Below are 17,228 nucleotides of genomic sequence, written 5' to 3' on the forward strand. Positions count from 1 at the left end.
TTCTCACCCGGGGCTCCGGGTGAGAGAGGTGCGCTTAGCCGAGAATTTTTTCCAGCTCTGCACGTACGTCAGCCACGGCTTTGGTGCCGTCCACTTTCGCGTATTTGGTGTTACCCGCCTGCGCTTCTTTGGTGTAGTAGCCGATCAGCGGTGCGGTCATCTGATGGTATTCCACCAGGCGTTTACGCACGGTTTCTTCCTGATCGTCTTTACGGGTGGTCAGCTCTTCGCCGGTCACGTCGTCTTTGCCTTCAACCTTAGGTGGGTTGAATTTAATGTGGTAAACGCGGCCAGAAGCAGCGTGTACGCGACGGCCAACGATACGGTCAACGATCAGCTCGTCCGGTACGTCGAACTCCAGCACGTAATCCACGTTGATGCCCGCTTCTTTCATGGCGTCAGCCTGAGGAATGGTGCGCGGGAAGCCGTCCAGCAGGAAACCATTGCGGCAGTCTTCCTGAGCAATGCGCTCTTTTACCAGCGCGATAACCAGTTCGTCGGTCACCAGCTTGCCTGCGTCCATGATGTCTTTAGCTTGTTTGCCCAGCTCGGAGCCAGATTTAACAGCGGCACGCAGCATGTCACCAGTAGAGATTTGCGGAATACCGTATTTCTCCATGATGAACTGAGCCTGAGTTCCCTTACCCGCGCCCGGAGCGCCAAGCAGAATAATACGCATTGCGAAAATCCCCTCAAATGTCGATTCAATTTTTCAAAAGCGCTAAACAATACCACCAGAACGGGTATCGCTCAAGGAAGGCGGGGAGGCTGAAACGGTTAATGAGGGGAGATAATTTGGGAGAGTGCGGTCTGGTGCCCTCACCCCGGCCCTCTCCCACGGGGAGAGGGAGAAGACCAGGGGAGACGTGGTCAGTTACGCCAGCAGCAGCGCATTCACACGTTTAATGAACAGGTTAGGATCTTCCAGCGTACCGCGCTCGGCCAGCAGGGACTGATCCAGCAGCAGTTCAACCCACTCCGCAAAGCGGGCGTCGTCCTGGGTATCCGCCGCGCGTTTCACCAGCGGGTGATCCGGATTAAGCTCAAAGATATATTTCACTTCCGGCACGGCCTGGCCCGCCGCAGCGAACAGCTTCGCCATCTGGGTGCTCATTTCGTCCGCATCGGTGGTGACAATGGCAGGCGTATCGGTCAGACGGTGCGTGAAGCGCACCTCTTTCACGCGGTCACCCAGCAGGGTTTTCACGCGCTCAATGAACGGCTCCAGCGCCTTCTCGGCTTCTTTCGCGCTTTCGTCCACTTCATCCGCCAGCTTATCGATAGACTCGTCGGCTTTGGCAACGGACTGGAAGGATTTACCGTCGAACTCGGTCAGGTAGTTCATCATCCACTCGTCGATGCGGTCAGACAGCAGCAGCACTTCGATGCCTTTCTTACGCAGCAGCTCCAGGTGCGGGCTGCTGTTCGCTGCCGCATAGCTGTCGGCGGTGATGTAGTAGATCTTCTCCTGCCCTTCTTTCATGCGGGAGACGTACTCTTCCAGCGACACGGTCTGGGCGGAGGAGTCGTTGTGCGTAGAGGCGAAGCGCAGCAGTTTAGCGATAGCTTCCACATTCGCGGTGTCTTCCGCCGGACCTTCTTTCAGCACCAGGCCAAACTGTTTCCAGAAGGTCTGGTATTTTTCCGCATCGTCCTTCGCCAGTTTTTCCAGCATCTGCAACGCACGTTTGGTCAGGGCGTTACGCAGGTTACGGGTGACGGTGCTGTCCTGAAGGATTTCACGCGAGACGTTCAGCGGCAGGTCGTTGGAATCAATCAGGCCGCGCACAAAGCGCAGATAGTTCGGCATGAACTGCTCGGCGTCGTCCATGATGAACACGCGCTGCACGTACAGCTTCAGGCCATGCTTGCGATCGCGGTTCCACATGTCCCACGGCGCCTGTGCCGGGATGTACAGCAGGCTGGTGTACTCCTGCTTACCTTCCACACGGTTGTGGCTCCAGGTCAGCGGGTCGGTAAAGTCGTGGGCGATGTGCTTGTAGAATTCGTTGTACTCGTCGTCTTTAATTTCAGCTTTGTTACGCGTCCACAGCGCCTGCGCCTTGTTGATTTTCTCCCAGGAAACCACGGTTTCGCCGTCTTTCTCTTCCTGTTTTTCAATCTCAACCGGCAGCGCGATGTGGTCGGAATACTTGCTGATGATGGAGCGTACGCGCCAGTCGTTCAGGAAATCGTCTTCGCCTTCACGCAGGTGCAGGGTGATTTCGGTGCCGCGATCCGCTTTGGTGATGTCATCAACGGTGTACTCGCCTTCCCCTTTGGATTCCCACAGCACGCCGTTCTCGGCGCTGTCGCCCGCGGCGCGAGTGCGCACGGTGACTTTGTCCGCCACGATGAACGCCGAGTAGAAGCCTACGCCGAACTGACCAATCAGCTGGCTGTCTTTCGCCTGGTCAGAGCCCATGGACTCAAGGAACGCTTTGGTGCCGGATTTGGCGATGGTCCCGAGGTGGTCGATCACCTCGTCGCGGTTCATCCCGATGCCGTTATCGGCAATCGTCAGGGTGCGGTTCTCTTTATTGAACGAGACGCGCACGCGCAGTTCGCCGTCGCCTTCATACAGATCCGGGTTAGACAGCGCGCGGAAGCGCAGCTTGTCCGCCGCATCGGAGGCGTTGGAAATCAGCTCACGCAGGAAAATTTCTTTGTTGGAATACAGGGAATGGATCATCAGGTGCAGAAGCTGTTTTACTTCTGACTGGAAACCACGGGTTTCTTGTCCTTTCATCTAAGTCGACCTCAACAATGCCATTTAATGGGGTTGTAAAACGTTGAGTGAGAGATGGGGATAAGGGGGGAAATTTTCAAGCGGAGGCCGCGCGCGCAGCCTCCGTTTGGTCAGAAAATAATCTTGTGACGTCCGGCCAGCGAGTGCGACAGCGTGGTGCCGTCGACCATCTCCAGCTCACCGCCGACCGGCACGCCGTGGGCGATGCGGCTGGCGTCAACGCCGTACTGCGCGCACAGTTCGGCGATGTAGTTGGCGGTTGCCTCCCCTTCCACCGTGGGGTTGGTGGCGAGGATCACCTCTTTGATGGTTTCCGACTCCAGGCGCTGCTCCAGACGATCGAGACCGATATCGTCCGGGCCGATGCCGTCCAGCGGGGAGAGATGCCCCATCAGCACAAAATAGCGGCCGGAAAACTGCCCGGTTTGTTCGATGGCGTAGATGTCCGCCGGACTCTCCACCACGCAAATCTGACCGTTTTCCTGACGACGCGGGTTCGTGCAGATGTTGCATACGTCCTGCTCGGTAAAGGTCCGGCAATCCGCACAGTGGCCAATTTCTGACATGGCGCGGGTCAGAGCCTGCGCCAGGCGCATCCCGCCGCTGCGGTCGCGCTGCAATAGCGTAAACGCCATACGCTGCGCCGACTTCGGGCCAACGCCCGGCAGGCAGCGCAGTGCTTCCATTAACTGCGTGAGCAGCGGACTGGTTTGCATCAGAATGGCATCTTAAAGCCCGGCGGCAGTTGCATACCGCTGGAAACAGAGGCCATTTTCTCTTTCTGGGTTTCGTCGATACGGCGAGCGGCATCGTTAAACGCGGCTGCAACCAGATCTTCCAGCATCTCTTTGTCGTCTTCGAGCAGGCTCGGGTCGATTTCCACGCGACGGCAGTTATGCGCACCGTTGATGGTCACCTTGACCAGACCGGCACCGGATTCACCCGTGACTTCCAGCTGAGCGATCTCTTCCTGCATCTTCTGCATTTTTTCCTGCATCTGCTGAGCCTGCTTCATCAGGCCACCCAGACCGCCTTTTCCACCAAACATAGGCTTCTCTCTTCTTTCACGTTAAGGATTACAACCGTAAGTCAGACTCACGATCAAATGGGGCGAATACTCTCTTCATCCAGATCGGCGTCGAAGAACCGGCGCAAGGTCTGGATGTTGTTATCCGCAATTATCGCCTCGCGCGCCTGCGCGAGCTTCTCTTCATAAATGGCCTGACGCCACTCGAGCGGCGTTTTAACCGCCGGATTATCATCTTCAATGATAGTCAATTCAACCGGCACACCCTGTAATGCGGTAAGCGCCTCGGCCAGCGCCTTTTGCGCGCCAGGGGAGTTGAGGTGCCGCTGCCCAGGGCGCAGGTGCAGACGCACCTGATTACCGTCCTGCTCTTTCCAGGCGTTCAGCGCGACCTGCTCAACCAGCTTCGGCAGCTGGAGTTTGCTGACCTCGGCGGCCCAGGCGTCGCGCTCGATGGACTCTTCCGCAAGCTTCGCGGACAGCTCCGGCGTTTTTTCATGCTCCAGCGCCTTTTTCAGCGCTTTTGGCGTGGCGACCACTTCCTTGACCGTTTCAACAACGGTAGTCGCCTTCCAGCGGTATGCCTCTTCTTTCGCCGGGGCTTTTTGCTCGAGCGCGGACGGTGCCGGACGCGATTGCACGCGCTCCGTTACCGAGGCCAGTCGTTCAAGCGCGGCGTTGTTCACCGGCCGCGCTCTTGCAGGCGCTGCCGGTTCACTCTTTTTTGGTTTGGTTGCTCCCTGCGCACGTTGCAACTGGCTTCGTGCGGCAAGCACCGAACTGGTGGCATCCGACAGCGGCACGTTTTGCGGCGGCGGAGATGCCGGTTGCGGTGGCACCTGCTGCGGTGACATTACCGCGGTCGGCGCAACCGGCGCAAAGGACTGCCGGGGCGTTTCCGGCTCCGGCAATGGCTTGCGCGGATGGAAGGCCAGTGCGCGCAGCATCGTCATTTCAACGCCCATCCGGCGATCCGGTGCAAACGGCAGCTCTTTGCGGCCGATCAGCAGCGTCTGATAATAAAGCTGAACGTCAGCCGGCGGCACGGTGCGCGCAAGTTCACGCATCCGCTGTTCAATGGTCGCCATGTCCGCGCCAATGGCCGACGGAGACAGTTGCAGCATCGCCACGCGGTGCAGCAGGCTGAGCATCTCGACCAGCAGCGCTTCCCATTCAATGCCACGGGCGGCGGCATCGTTGACGAGCGTCATCACCCGCTCACCGTTGGCGGCGATCATCGCTTCAATAAGCGACAGCGCCTGATCGTCATCCAGCGTGCCGAGCATGGTGCTGACCGCGTCGGTGGAGAGTTTACCGTCACCGCTGGCAATCGCCTGGTCGGTCAGGCTTAGCGCATCGCGCAGGCTGCCGTCCGCCGCACGGGCCAGCAGTTGCAGCGCGCGCGGTTCATGAACAATGTTCTCTTCATCGAGAATATGCTCAAGCTGAGCGCGGATCTGCTCAACGTCGAGCGCCTTCAGATGGAATTGCAGGCAGCGTGAGAGGATCGTGACCGGCAGCTTTTGCGGATCGGTGGTCGCCAGCAGGAATTTGACATGCGCAGGCGGCTCTTCCAGCGTTTTCAGCAGGGCGTTGAAGCTGTGGCGCGACAGCATGTGCACTTCATCGATCAGATAGACCTTGAAGCGGCCGCGCGCCGGGGCGTACTGCACGTTGTCGAGCAGATCGCGGGTGTCTTCCACTTTGGTGCGCGAGGCGGCGTCGATCTCAATCAGATCGACAAAACGCCCCTGCTCGATCTCACGACAGTTGTCGCACACGCCGCACGGGGTGGCGGTGATCCCGGTTTCGCAGTTCAGACCTTTTGCCAGCAGACGGGCAATAGAGGTTTTACCGACGCCGCGGGTGCCGGAAAAAAGATAGGCGTGATGGATGCGACCTAGCGACAAGCCGTTCGCCAGGGCCGTCAGCACATGTTCCTGACCGACAACGTCAGCAAAGGTTTGTGGTCGCCATTTACGGGCTAACACCTGATAACTCATGGGCAGGCTCTGCAACGCTGGAAGGTGAATTAATGGAGGGGAATGCTATCACAACCTCACCCATTGAGCGAGGTTGTGAGATATGGGATTAATGTCCCGGGAATGGCACCAGGCTGTAGCTGGTAATACCCTGTTTTTCCAGACGCTGCTCGCCGCCGAGATCGAACAGGTTGATGATGAATGCCGCGTCGGTCACTTCCCCGCCCAGACGACGGATCAGCTTCACGGTCGCTTCGATGGTGCCGCCGGTTGCCAGCAGATCGTCCACCACCAGCACTTTGTCGCCTGGCTTGATAGCATCAACGTGAATTTCCAGCTGATCGGTGCCGTATTCCAGCTCATAGCTCTCAGCAATGGTTTCACGCGGCAGTTTGCGCGGCTTACGCACCGGCACAAAACCCACGCCCATCGCCAGCGCAACCGGTGCGCCAAACAGGAAGCCACGGGCTTCAGTACCTACTACTTTGGTGATCCCGGCGTTTTTATAACGCTCAACCAGCAGTTCAATGCTGAGGGCGTACGCTTTCGGGTCTTCCAGCAAGCTGGTGACATCGCGGAAAAGAATGCCAGGTTTTGGATAGTCCTGGATACTTTTGATGCTATTTTTCAGATATTCAAGCTGCTGTGCAGTTGCGGTCATCGGTTTGTGCCTAAATGAAACAGTGTTACTCACGGCGCGCGACGAGTCGGTCAAAGTAACAGTTGTTTAACCTTTGACCAGGCGCACCTGTGCTCGAAAACGGTCGAATTTACTGGCTGTGCGCCATAATTGCAACCGCCATGATGAGGCTTCAGTGCTTTTGTTGCTTTTCATCAACCACGGGGATCCGCCACATAAAGATCAGCAGGCAGGCCAGGATCGCCAGCAGCAGAATGCGCACCCACATCATTTTCACCAGCCATAACGAGACGGCGAAGGTGATCAGGATGAAGGCAATGGCGCGCGGCTTGGCCCCGGGCGGCATGGCCCGGTGTTTTTGCCAGTGCCGCAGGTAGCCGCCAAACCACGAACGGTACAGGAGCCAGTGGTGAAAACGCGGCGACGAGCGGGCGAAGCACCAGGCGGCCAACAGGATAAACGGGGTGGTCGGCAGCAAGGGCAAAACCACACCCAGCGTACCCAGCACTACCGCGAGCCAGCCAATGATGATTAAAATAGTACGCTGCATAATGCGAATCGTTATCAAACTGAACGGCTACTTTACCACTGGAGAGCGCCTTGAAAACAGCACTGCTTCTTGAGAGGCTGCAAAATCAGCTGATCGCGCTGCGGGCGCAGGCCACACCGCTGATGGGCCACGCCACGCTGAAACCGCGCTTTGATCGGCAGCTCTTCCGCACCCGCAGCACCGTCATTCAGGATTACCTTGCTGAAGCGCAGACCAACCTCGACGAGCTTCGCCACGCGGTTGAGAGTGAACAGCAGGAACAGGTCGCGTGGCTTGCGGAGCATCTTACCGAGCAGATCACCGCCCTGCACCGGGAAATCGCCGCCTGGCCGCTACGGGCGTGGGACAGCGCCTCGCCGGGACTGGGAAAATGGCAGCGCAAGCGGCTGGAGAACCAGGAGTTTGAGCGCCGTCTGTTTGAGATGAAGCGTGAGCGCGAAGCCCGCCTGAACACCAGCGAAACGCTGGAAGAGCAGCAGTTATTAATGCGTGAAATCAGCGCGCTGGAAGGCCGCATCGTCCGCTGCCGTCAGGCGCTGGATGAGATTGAACGCGTCATTGAACGCCTGACCCGTTAACAGGAGCCGTGGATGTCACTGGAAAAAGCCCCCGATGAGGTCAAACTGGCCGTCGATTTAATTATGCTGCTGGAGAATCATGCGATCCCGGCTGAGACGGTGCTGAAAGCGCTGGAGATTGTGCGGCGGGATTTTGAGGGGAAACTTGCCCCCCCCCCACCCCACTCCCCAGAGGGGAGAGGGAAATAATTCAGGCAGGAGTCGGGTCGTCCCCCTTAATTTCGCGCTTCACTTCCGTATGCTCGTCACCTTTCTCGTTACGCAGATGCACTTCAAGCTGGTTGAAGGCGATATTAATGTTGTTTTCACGACACAGACGGTCAATGGTGCGGTTCAGCTCATCGACGGTGTAGCTGCGATCGCGCAGTTCGCGTACGTACAGGCGCAGCTCATGATCCAGCGTGCTTGGCCCGAAGGTGGTGAAGAACACGTCAGGCGCAGGATCGTGCATCACTTTAGGATGTGATTTCGCGGCTTCCAGCAGGACCTCTTTCACTTTATCCAGATCTGAACCGTAGGCCACCCCGAGTCGGATCACCACGCGGGTGGTGGTATCCGAGAGCGACCAGTTGATCAGGCGCTCGGTCACAAAGGCTTTGTTCGGGATGATCACCTCTTTACGATCGAAGTCGGTAATGGTGGTCGCACGGATGCGGATCTTGCTGACGGTCCCGGAGAAGGTGCCGATGGTGACGGTATCGCCGATACGCACCGGACGTTCGAACAGGATAATCAGGCCAGAGACAAAGTTACCGAAGATCTCCTGCAAGCCGAAGCCGAGACCCACCGACAACGCTGCCGCCAGCCACTGGAGTTTATCCCACGAGACGCCCAGCGAGCCGAATACCGTCATCGCCCCGACAATAATAATGACGTAGTTCAGGATGGTGGTAATGGCGTACGACGCCCCCTGACGCAGGTTCAGTCTTGAGAGAACCAGCACTTCCAGCAGACCCGGCAGGTTGCGGATCAACGCCCAGGCAACCACTGACGACACCAGCGCAAAGAGCAGGCTGCCCATGGTGACGCTTTTCATTACCGCAGCGCCCGCTTCGGTACCGTTGTATTGCCAGAGCGTGATACTGTCGAGGTAGGCGAAGACGGTAATTAAATCAGACCAGATGGCCCAGAACATCACCGCAAACAGGGCGATCATCACCAGCATGGTAATACGCATCGTTTGCTGGTTGACCTGCTCCAGGGCGATAGTCGGCTCTTCCTGCGGCTCTGCCCCTTCAGCCCCCTCTTTCACCTGATGCTGCCGACGGGCAACAGCACGACGATACGCAATGCGGCGCGCCGCTACGCTCAAACCACGCAGCACGGTCTGGAACAGCAGGTTCCACACAATCACCAGATAAACCGTTTCGATCCAGCGGCCTGACAGACGCAGCGTGGTATAGAAGTAACCCGTCGTCGTCAGCACCATCAGCGCCAGCGGAATGATCGCCAGCACCGTTACGGTAACCAGACGAAGATTATGGGACTCTTTATCCCGCCAGCTGTCGCGGCACATCGGCCACATAAGGACGGCAATCAGCAGCAGGTTCAGCATAATCACCAGTTGCCCCAGTACGTCATCCATCAGATGCAGCGGCGAAAGCTCGGCCACAACTGACCAGAAGTGCAGCGGCAGCAGCGCGAGGCTGATGCGTACAATCTGGCGACGCCAGTGGCTGGTGAGTTTTTCCGGCATGTTGAAGTGGCGGACGGCGACGCCATCTTTTTCCAGCACTTTCCAGCACAGGCCAAACACCAGCCAGAACAGCGCCAGCTTCTTGCTGAACGCCCACAGCAGATCGCTGATATTCAACTGCATGGTCAGCAGGATCAGGCCCACGGCGAGTATCAACAGGCAGACCGGCAGAGCACGGATCAGATCGATCAGGATCGCTTTCGGGGTGTGCAGCTGGCTGTCGTTACGCAGTTGCCCCACTTCCGAGGCCAGCTTCGCCTGGTACTGTTTCAGCCATTTCAAACGCCAGCGTATTACGCCAGCGATGAGCAACAAAGGCAGTCCCGCCAGGAAGGCAATCATTACCGCAGGCCAGGCTTTCTCCCAGTTCACGGTAATTTTCATGCTTTTTATCTGGGATTTCAGCGTTTCCGGGAAAGATTTAAACCAGTCCCAGTCCATGGGTTTATTGCTGTTCACCCAGAAAATCTGCTGGGTCAGGATCTCCTGGAGGCTTTTAGAAACGCTCACCAGCTGCTGCTGGTTGATTTGCAGGTTAATCGCCATCATCAACTGGTTGCCCAGCTGCTTGTTGAGCTGATCGAGCAGTTCGCGGCGCATGTCCACCACCTGCAACAGCGCGTCGTGAACTTCAGCGTTCACTTCACCTGAATGGCCCTCTTCCACTTTGGCAACGAAGGTATCGCTCTGGAATAGCGCATCGCGCTGCTGGTTGACGTCAAACTGTTCAAGACGCAAATCCGCAATGCGATTGGTCATGTCTTCCAGCTCGTCGGCGGACGGCAGCGTCTGCTGTTGCTGGTAGAGAATGCGCGACAGCAGCAGGCTGCCCTTCAGGACGGCAATCTGCTCCTTGACATTACGCTCGGCCTGCAACGCGCGATCCAGCCAGTTTTTGACCTTGATATTCTGCTGTACCAGCGCGCTGCCGTTTTCAGTCGCCTGGATCAGACGTTCGCTCAGCTGGTGGTTAATCTCCAGCTCCTGCTTCACCAGCGGGTTGGCCTGAATACGCGCCGTCTCGTCTGGCGAGACCGCTTCCTGGGCCGTTTTTTCAGTCAGGGTCAGGCGCTTGCTATTTACCGCTTCCTGCAACAGCTGAAGCTGATGCTCAAGCCGGTTGATATTCGCGGTCACGTAGTCACGCTGTTTTTGCAGCGCATCCTGTAGCACCGTGTTGCCTTCCAGGCTCTTACGCTGCTGTTCAATCTCCGCGTTTAGCAGCGTCTGCTGGATATTCAGCAGCGTTTGCTGGGTGGGGCGAAGCGCCCCTTCCCCAACGGTGACGCCATTCAGACGGTTACGTATCTGCTGTAGCTGTTGCGATGCGGAGTACATGGCGTTCTGCACGCGCTCAGGCTGGGTTTGCAGCGAAACCAGCTGGCTGTTATAGGTTGAGAGATCGGACTGCGCCGTTTGCAGATCGTCCAGCAGCTGCGCCACGCGCGACTCAAGCTGGCGCAACGACAGCGTGGCAAGCGTTTTTCGGGTTTCATCGTCGTTGTCGACGTCGCTGAGCGCATTCAGCGCCTCCGTAGCCTTACGCATGTTTTCCGGCGCCTGAGCGACCTTCTGCCTCAGCTGGGCCGTTTCGGCTTTGATGCGCTCTATCTTGTCCAGCGTTTCCAGGGTTTCCGTCAGGTCCTGCTGAACAAGTTTTTCCAGGGCGGACAGATCTTTCTGCTTATTCAGGGTGTCGAGTTGCGCCTGAACATCAGCACGCGTGGGAATGTCACTGCCGTTGTCTGCACGGGCCCAGGAAAGCGGCGCGGCTGCAAAGTAAAACAGCAGGATCAAAAACAGGGCCAGAACAGGATGTTGCGAGCGATTGGTGTGCAGCATAGTTGTGAATGTGATGTGAGAAATGACCGGAAATAGTCGGGCATGAAGGATATCACGCCCGGCTGAAGCAGAATAGTACGACGGAAAGGGTCTACGATTTTTCCCGTACCCGATCAGGCAGAACGGGGGTGATGCTTACTTTGAAGGGTCGGACAGAGCTGGCACATCTCAAGAAAAATGTCGACATAGCTGCGCGCCTCTGATCTGAGATCGAACGACTCCGGAGCAAAAAGCCAGTTTTCCATCAGGCCGGAAATATAGCTGCGCATCAGGATCGCCGCCCGGCGGGTGAGTAAGGTGGCAGGAAGCATTTTGGCCTGCATGCACTCCGTGAGGACCTGTTCGATGCGATCGTAGCTTTCCAGACACAGGTCGCGTTGCGCCTGCTGAACCACCGCCATTTCGCCAACGAACTCACATTTATGGAAGATGATTTCCATCATCAGACGGCGGCGCTCTTCAACAACTGTCGCTTCAAGGATATATACTAGAATTTCTCTTAACACAGAGAGTGGATCGTGAGGGAATTTTGCCCGATACTCACTCTCAAGATCGCTAATGCTGGACTCTGAAAGCTCCCAGATTTCACCAAACAGATCGGACTTGTCTTTGAAATGCCAGTAAATCGCTCCCCGCGTGACGCCCGCGGCCTGAGCAATCTGTGCCAGCGAGGTTGCCGAAACACCCTGCTGTGAGAACAAACGCATTGCCACATCCAGAATGTGTTGTCGGGTTTCCAGCGCTTGTTGTTTGGTTTTTCGTGCCATACGTTGATGAATTTACAGGAGTCAGATTTACATACATTTATGAATGTATGTACCATAGCATGACGATAATATAAACGCAGCAATGGGTTTTTAGACTCAGGACCCTTGATCAATTTGAAATCGGACACTCGAGGTTTACATATGAACAAAAACAGAGGGTTAACGCCTCTGGCGGTCGTTCTGATGCTCTCAGGCAGCTTAGCGCTTACAGGATGTGACGACAAAGAGGCTCAACAAGAAGCTCAGCAGGTGCCAGAAGTTGGCGTCGTGACGCTCAAATCCGAACCTCTCCAGATGACAACAGAACTACCGGGCCGCACCAGCGCCTATCGCATTGCGGAAGTGCGTCCGCAGGTAAGCGGTATCATCCTGAAACGTAACTTCACCGAAGGCGGTGATGTCAAGGCAGGTGAGTCTCTGTATCAGATTGATCCAGCAACCTACCAGGCGTCTTATGAGAGCGCTAAAGGCGATCTGGCGAAAGCAGAAGCGGCAGCCAAAATTTCGCAGCTGACGTTGAATCGTTACAAGAAGCTGCTCGGCACGCAGTACATCAGCCAACAGGATTATGATTCAGCCCTGGCCGATGCGCAGCAAGCCAACGCGGCCGTTGTGGCGGCGAAAGCGGCGGTAGAAACCGCGCGTATTAACCTGGCCTACACCAAAGTGACCTCCCCTATCAGCGGTCGCATTGGTAAATCTGCCGTCACCGAAGGTGCACTGGTGCAAAACGGTCAGACCAACGCACTGGCCACCGTGCAGCAGCTTGACCCGATCTATGTTGACGTTACCCAGTCCAGCAACGATTTCCTGCGTCTCAAACAGGAGCTGGCAAGCGGTCAACTGAAACAGGAAAACGGTAAAGCCAAGGTTGAACTGGTTACCAACGACGGTATCGAGTTCTCGCAGACCGGTACACTGGAATTTTCTGATGTGACCGTCGATCAGACCACCGGCTCAATCACCATCCGGGCCATTTTCCCGAATCCGGATAAAACCCTGCTGCCGGGTATGTTCGTACGCGCCCGTCTTGAGGAAGGGACTAACCCAAGCGCCATTCTGGTTCCTCAGCAGGGTGTGACCCGTACGCCACGCGGCGATGCGAGCGCGCTGGTTGTGGGTGCCGATAACAAAGTCGAAATGCGCAATATCACTGCAACGCAGGCGATTGGCGACAAGTGGCTGGTGACGGAAGGTCTGAAAGATGGCGATCGCGTGATTATTACTGGTTTGCAAAAAGTTCGTCCTGGCGCGCAGGTCAAAGCGCAGGAAGTGAAATCTGACGACAAACAACAAGCGTCGGCCGCTGGCCAGTCAGAACAAACCAAGTCTTAACTTAAACAGGAGCCGTTAAGACATGCCTAATTTCTTTATCGATCGCCCCATATTTGCGTGGGTGATCGCCATTATCATCATGCTGGCCGGGGGACTTGCGATCCTGAAGCTGCCTGTTGCGCAATATCCAACGATTGCGCCACCGGCAGTAACGATCTCCGCAACCTACCCGGGCGCTGATGCGAAAACGGTGCAGGATACCGTTACGCAGGTTATCGAACAGAACATGAACGGTATCGATAACCTGATGTACATGTCCTCAAACAGTGACTCAACCGGTACGGTTCAGATCACCCTGACCTTTGAATCCGGTACGGATGCGGACATTGCGCAGGTTCAGGTGCAGAACAAATTGCAGCTGGCGATGCCTCTGCTGCCGCAGGAAGTACAACAGCAGGGCGTGAGCGTCGAGAAATCGTCCAGTAGCTTCCTGATGGTTGTCGGCGTGATCAACACCAACGGCACCATGACGCAGGAGGATATTTCCGACTACGTGGGCGCCAACATGAAGGACGCCATCAGCCGTACGTCAGGTGTGGGTGACGTTCAGCTGTTTGGTTCCCAGTACGCCATGCGTATCTGGATGGATCCGAATAAACTGAACAACTTCCAGCTGACGCCGGTTGACGTGATTAACGCCATCAAAGCGCAGAACGCCCAGGTGGCAGCCGGTCAGTTAGGCGGTACGCCGCCGGTCAAGGGCCAGCAGCTTAACGCCTCGATCATCGCGCAAACCCGTCTGACCTCCGCGGATGAGTTCAGCAAAATTCTGCTGAAAGTGAATCAGGACGGTTCGCAGGTTCGCCTGCGTGACGTAGCGAAAGTGGAGCTGGGCGGCGAGAACTACGACGTTATCGCGAAGTTCAACGGCAAGCCGGCATCTGGTCTGGGTATCAAACTGGCGACCGGCGCTAACGCCCTGGACACCGCGACGGCTATTCGTGCAGAGCTGAAGAAGATGGAACCGTTCTTCCCGTCAGGTCTGAAAATCGTTTATCCGTATGACACTACGCCGTTCGTAAAAATTTCGATTCACGAAGTGGTAAAAACCCTGGTTGAGGCGATCATCCTCGTCTTCCTGGTAATGTACCTGTTCCTGCAAAACTTCCGCGCGACGCTGATCCCAACCATCGCCGTACCGGTTGTATTGCTTGGGACCTTCGCGGTTCTGGCGATATTTGGCTACTCGATAAACACCCTGACGATGTTCGGGATGGTGCTCGCCATCGGCCTGCTGGTGGATGACGCCATCGTGGTGGTCGAAAACGTCGAGCGTGTGATGGCGGAAGAAGGCCTGCCGCCGAAGGAAGCAACCCGTAAATCTATGGGCCAGATCCAGGGCGCGCTGGTCGGTATCGCGATGGTACTGTCCGCGGTGTTTATCCCGATGGCCTTCTTTGGCGGCTCTACCGGTGCGATTTACCGTCAGTTCTCCATCACCATCGTTTCGGCGATGGCGCTGTCGGTACTGGTTGCGCTGATCCTGACGCCAGCCCTGTGCGCGACGATGCTGAAGCCGATTCAGAAAGGCGGACACGGCGAGCATAAAGGGTTCTTCGGCTGGTTCAACCGCATGTTTGATAAGAGCACGCACCACTACACCGACAGCGTGGGTAACATCCTGCGCAGCACCGGTCGTTACCTGCTGCTCTATATCATCATCGTGGTGGGGATGGCTTTCCTGTTTGTTCGTCTGCCAAGCTCGTTCCTGCCAGATGAAGACCAGGGCGTGTTCCTGAGTATGGCGCAGCTTCCGGCCGGTGCGACGCAAGAGCGTACGCAGAAAGTGCTGGATGAGATGACCGACTACTTCCTGACCAAAGAGAAAGACAACGTCGAATCCGTGTTTGCGGTTAACGGCTTTGGCTTCGCGGGTCGTGGTCAGAACACCGGTATCGCCTTCGTTTCTCTGAAAGACTGGTCTGAACGTCCAGGTGCAGAGAACAAGGTAGAAGCCATTACCGGCCGCGCGATGGGCACCTTCTCACAGATTAAAGATGCGATGGTCTTTGCCTTTAACCTGCCAGCGATTGTTGAACTGGGTACGGCGACCGGCTTCGACTTCCAGCTGATTGACCAGGGCGGTCTGGGCCACGAAAAACTGACGCAGGCGCGTAACCAGCTGTTTGGCGAGGTGGCAAAACACCCTGACCTGCTGGTGGGCGTACGTCCTAACGGTCTGGAAGATACGCCGCAGTACAAGATCGATATCGACCAGGAAAAAGCGCAGGCGCTGGGTGTTTCCATCAGTGACATTAATACCACGCTGGGCGCCGCCTGGGGCGGTAGCTACGTTAACGACTTCATCGACCGTGGTCGCGTGAAGAAAGTGTACGTCATGTCCGAAGCGCAGTACCGCATGCTGCCGAACGATATCAACAACTGGTACGTTCGCGGTAGCGATGGCCAGATGGTGCCGTTCTCCGCCTTCTCAACCTCGCGCTGGGAATACGGTTCGCCGCGTCTGGAGCGTTATAACGGCTTGCCATCGATGGAAATCCTCGGTCAGGCAGCGCCAGGCCGAAGCACCGGTGAAGCCATGAACCTGATGGAAGAACTGGCCAGCAAACTACCTGCGGGTATCGGCTACGACTGGACCGGCATGTCCTATCAGGAACGTCTGTCCGGTAACCAGGCCCCTGCCCTGTACGCCATTTCACTGATTGTGGTGTTCCTGTGTCTGGCGGCATTGTATGAGAGCTGGTCGATTCCGTTCTCCGTTATGCTGGTGGTTCCGCTGGGGGTTATCGGTGCACTGCTTGCCGCGACCTTCCGTGGGCTGACCAACGACGTTTACTTCCAGGTGGGCCTGCTGACAACCATTGGCTTGTCGGCGAAGAACGCGATACTCATCGTCGAATTCGCCAAAGATCTGATGGAGAAAGAAGGAAAAGGCCTGATTGAAGCCACGCTGGAAGCCGTTCGTATGCGTTTGCGTCCAATCCTGATGACGTCCCTCGCGTTTATCCTCGGCGTTATGCCGCTGGTTATCAGCTCCGGCGCGGGCTCCGGCGCACAGAACGCGGTAGGTACGGGTGTAATGGGTGGTATGGTCACGGCGACCGTTCTCGCCATCTTCTTCGTACCGGTGTTCTTCGTGGTGGTTCGTCGCCGCTTCAGCCGCAAAAATGAAGATGTTGAGCACAATCATTCGGTAGAACATCACTGATACCGGTTTCACATGATAAAAAGGCCGCATTTGCGGCCTTTTTCATTTTCAGAAAAAATCATAAAATAGACCTATTGCTTTTCTATTTATTTTCTTCTTTTTAAATGAGGCCTGGCATAATAGGCCGATAACTTACACCAGGAACACAGCCTTCTTTTATTATCATTTTGCGGCGTAAATTATTCGGACTATTCCTAAGTAACGGAAATTATCTGAAGATATCTGGTTTCGGACTTCACATGAAACTTTGCGCTAACTCAATGAATTTTAAGGAACCGATAAAAAACGGTTTTTTATTTGATTAACGTGGTTGCTGCAAAAGGTACATTTGCGTAAAGGCTCGCACAGTAACGATTTAATTGTAATTTTTCGTAATAGCGCGGTGAAATCTTGATCAGAGTGGCTTATAGTTAGAGTTATCAGGAACACAGCTCCCATGTGGCTAAGCAAGTTGTATCCATCCCGACATGATGTTCAGTGAGTAAAAAATCACTCAGAAGGGGATGCGCTATGGACGAGTACTCGCCAAAAAGGCATGATATCGCGCAGTTGAAATTTCTCTGCGAATCCTTGTACCATGACTGCCTTGCCAATCTTGAAGAAAGTAACCATGGCTGGGTGAACGATCCAACGTCTGCTATCAATTTACAGCTTAACGAGCTGATCGAGCATATCGCCACCTTCGCACTTAATTATAAAATTAAGTACAATGAAGATAATAAGTTGATAGAGCAAATTGATGAATACCTGGACGACACCTTTATGTTGTTCAGCAGCTACGGCATTAACGCACAGGATTTGCAGAAATGGCGTAAATCAGGAAACCGCCTATTTCGCTGCTTCACTAATGTCAGCAGAGCTAATCCGGTTAGTCTTTCCTGTTAAAATTATTA

Annotated in this window: 14 protein-coding genes and 1 other annotated feature; of the genes, 5 read left to right on the top strand and 9 right to left on the bottom strand. The window is 55.8% G+C overall.

Features of this window, described 5'->3' with window-relative positions; genetic code table 11:
* Positions 1-34 precede the first annotated feature (34 nt).
* The 7 genes from adk to ACOTXD_RS07515 all read right to left on the bottom strand — a co-directional run bounded on the left by adk (position 35) and on the right by ACOTXD_RS07515 (position 6,948).
* Entirely contained in the window at positions 35-679 is a 645-nt protein-coding gene (gene adk, locus ACOTXD_RS07485; RefSeq protein ID WP_006809841.1) for an adenylate kinase, read from the bottom strand.
* A 195-nt stretch (positions 680-874) separates the two neighbouring features.
* Positions 875-2,749 carry a molecular chaperone HtpG gene (gene htpG / locus ACOTXD_RS07490; RefSeq protein WP_047654111.1) on the bottom strand — a complete coding sequence of 625 codons (1,875 nt, stop codon included), beginning with the start codon at positions 2,747-2,749 and terminating at the stop codon, positions 875-877.
* 110 nt (positions 2,750-2,859) lie between these two features.
* Positions 2,860-3,465: a recombination mediator RecR gene (gene recR / locus ACOTXD_RS07495; protein ID WP_006809843.1), complete on the bottom strand. Its 606-nt coding sequence runs from the start codon at positions 3,463-3,465 to the stop codon at positions 2,860-2,862.
* Positions 3,465-3,797 (bottom strand): YbaB/EbfC family nucleoid-associated protein, encoded by a 333-nt coding sequence (locus tag ACOTXD_RS07500; RefSeq protein ID WP_003858972.1) that lies wholly within the window; start codon positions 3,795-3,797, stop codon positions 3,465-3,467. Before ACOTXD_RS07500 ends, recR begins: the two co-directional genes overlap by 1 nt.
* A gap of 53 nt (positions 3,798-3,850) precedes the next feature.
* Entirely contained in the window at positions 3,851-5,779 is a 1,929-nt protein-coding gene (dnaX, locus tag ACOTXD_RS07505; RefSeq protein ID WP_061855941.1) for a DNA polymerase III subunit gamma/tau, read from the bottom strand.
* Positions 4,457-4,521: a sequence feature (DnaX frameshifting element), on the bottom strand. It overlaps the preceding gene by 65 nt.
* 88 nt (positions 5,780-5,867) lie before the next feature.
* The gene (apt, locus tag ACOTXD_RS07510; protein ID WP_000127359.1) at positions 5,868-6,419 is read right to left on the bottom strand and encodes an adenine phosphoribosyltransferase; all 552 of its coding nucleotides are present in this window, start codon (positions 6,417-6,419) and stop codon (positions 5,868-5,870) included.
* A 151-nt stretch (positions 6,420-6,570) separates the two neighbouring features.
* Positions 6,571-6,948: a DUF454 family protein gene (locus ACOTXD_RS07515; RefSeq protein WP_022650503.1), complete on the bottom strand. Its 378-nt coding sequence runs from the start codon at positions 6,946-6,948 to the stop codon at positions 6,571-6,573.
* Between the two features lie 50 nt (positions 6,949-6,998).
* Here ACOTXD_RS07515 and priC point away from each other — a divergent pair, with 50 nt between their 5' ends.
* Both priC and rsmS read left to right on the top strand, forming a co-directional pair.
* Positions 6,999-7,526 (top strand): primosomal replication protein N'', encoded by a 528-nt coding sequence (gene priC / locus ACOTXD_RS07520; protein WP_022650502.1) that lies wholly within the window; start codon positions 6,999-7,001, stop codon positions 7,524-7,526.
* Between the two features lie 12 nt (positions 7,527-7,538).
* Positions 7,539-7,715: a pleiotropic regulatory protein RsmS gene (rsmS, locus tag ACOTXD_RS07525; protein WP_421766394.1), complete on the top strand. Its 177-nt coding sequence runs from the start codon at positions 7,539-7,541 to the stop codon at positions 7,713-7,715.
* A gap of 1 nt (position 7,716) precedes the next feature.
* Here rsmS and mscK read toward each other — a convergent pair whose 3' ends face one another.
* Positions 7,717-11,064 (bottom strand): mechanosensitive channel MscK, encoded by a 3,348-nt coding sequence (mscK, locus tag ACOTXD_RS07530; RefSeq protein ID WP_061855943.1) that lies wholly within the window; start codon positions 11,062-11,064, stop codon positions 7,717-7,719.
* Between the two features lie 113 nt (positions 11,065-11,177).
* Complete coding sequence (gene acrR / locus ACOTXD_RS07535; RefSeq protein ID WP_045337214.1) at positions 11,178-11,831, bottom strand: multidrug efflux transporter transcriptional repressor AcrR; 654 nt, start codon at positions 11,829-11,831, stop codon at positions 11,178-11,180.
* 141 nt (positions 11,832-11,972) lie between these two features.
* Between acrR and acrA the strand changes: the two genes are divergently transcribed.
* The 3 genes from acrA (at position 11,973) to tomB (ending at position 17,220) form a co-directional block, all read left to right on the top strand.
* Positions 11,973-13,166: a multidrug efflux RND transporter periplasmic adaptor subunit AcrA gene (gene acrA / locus ACOTXD_RS07540; protein ID WP_058652691.1), complete on the top strand. Its 1,194-nt coding sequence runs from the start codon at positions 11,973-11,975 to the stop codon at positions 13,164-13,166.
* Positions 13,167-13,188: 22 nt separating this feature from the next.
* Positions 13,189-16,335 carry a multidrug efflux RND transporter permease subunit AcrB gene (acrB, locus tag ACOTXD_RS07545; RefSeq protein WP_022650497.1) on the top strand — a complete coding sequence of 1,049 codons (3,147 nt, stop codon included), beginning with the start codon at positions 13,189-13,191 and terminating at the stop codon, positions 16,333-16,335.
* Positions 16,336-16,845: 510 nt separating this feature from the next.
* A complete protein-coding gene (gene tomB, locus ACOTXD_RS07550) occupies positions 16,846-17,220 on the top strand; it encodes an Hha toxicity modulator TomB (protein WP_006809850.1) in 375 nt (124 codons plus the stop codon).
* Positions 17,221-17,228 lie beyond the last annotated feature (8 nt).

Source organism: Enterobacter cloacae complex sp. CDL013, from assembly GCF_049238805.1.
GTDB lineage: Bacteria > Pseudomonadota > Gammaproteobacteria > Enterobacterales > Enterobacteriaceae > Enterobacter > Enterobacter hormaechei_C.

Bases quoted from the DNA above. Each gene is read 5' to 3' on its own strand.
- adk (WP_006809841.1), bottom strand. From the start codon at position 679: ATGCGTATTATTCTGCTTGGCGCTCCGGGCGCGGGTAAGGGAACTCAG.
- htpG (WP_047654111.1), bottom strand. From the start codon at position 2,749: ATGAAAGGACAAGAAACCCGTGGTTTCCAGTCAGAAGTAAAACAGCTT.
- recR (WP_006809843.1), bottom strand. From the start codon at position 3,465: ATGCAAACCAGTCCGCTGCTCACGCAGTTAATGGAAGCACTGCGCTGC.
- ACOTXD_RS07500 (WP_003858972.1), bottom strand. From the start codon at position 3,797: ATGTTTGGTGGAAAAGGCGGTCTGGGTGGCCTGATGAAGCAGGCTCAG.
- dnaX (WP_061855941.1), bottom strand. From the start codon at position 5,779: ATGAGTTATCAGGTGTTAGCCCGTAAATGGCGACCACAAACCTTTGCT.
- apt (WP_000127359.1), bottom strand. From the start codon at position 6,419: ATGACCGCAACTGCACAGCAGCTTGAATATCTGAAAAATAGCATCAAA.
- ACOTXD_RS07515 (WP_022650503.1), bottom strand. From the start codon at position 6,948: ATGCAGCGTACTATTTTAATCATCATTGGCTGGCTCGCGGTAGTGCTG.
- rsmS (WP_421766394.1), top strand. From the start codon at position 7,539: ATGTCACTGGAAAAAGCCCCCGATGAGGTCAAACTGGCCGTCGATTTA.
- mscK (WP_061855943.1), bottom strand. From the start codon at position 11,064: ATGCTGCACACCAATCGCTCGCAACATCCTGTTCTGGCCCTGTTTTTG.
- acrR (WP_045337214.1), bottom strand. From the start codon at position 11,831: ATGGCACGAAAAACCAAACAACAAGCGCTGGAAACCCGACAACACATT.
- acrA (WP_058652691.1), top strand. From the start codon at position 11,973: ATGAACAAAAACAGAGGGTTAACGCCTCTGGCGGTCGTTCTGATGCTC.
- acrB (WP_022650497.1), top strand. From the start codon at position 13,189: ATGCCTAATTTCTTTATCGATCGCCCCATATTTGCGTGGGTGATCGCC.
- tomB (WP_006809850.1), top strand. From the start codon at position 16,846: ATGGACGAGTACTCGCCAAAAAGGCATGATATCGCGCAGTTGAAATTT.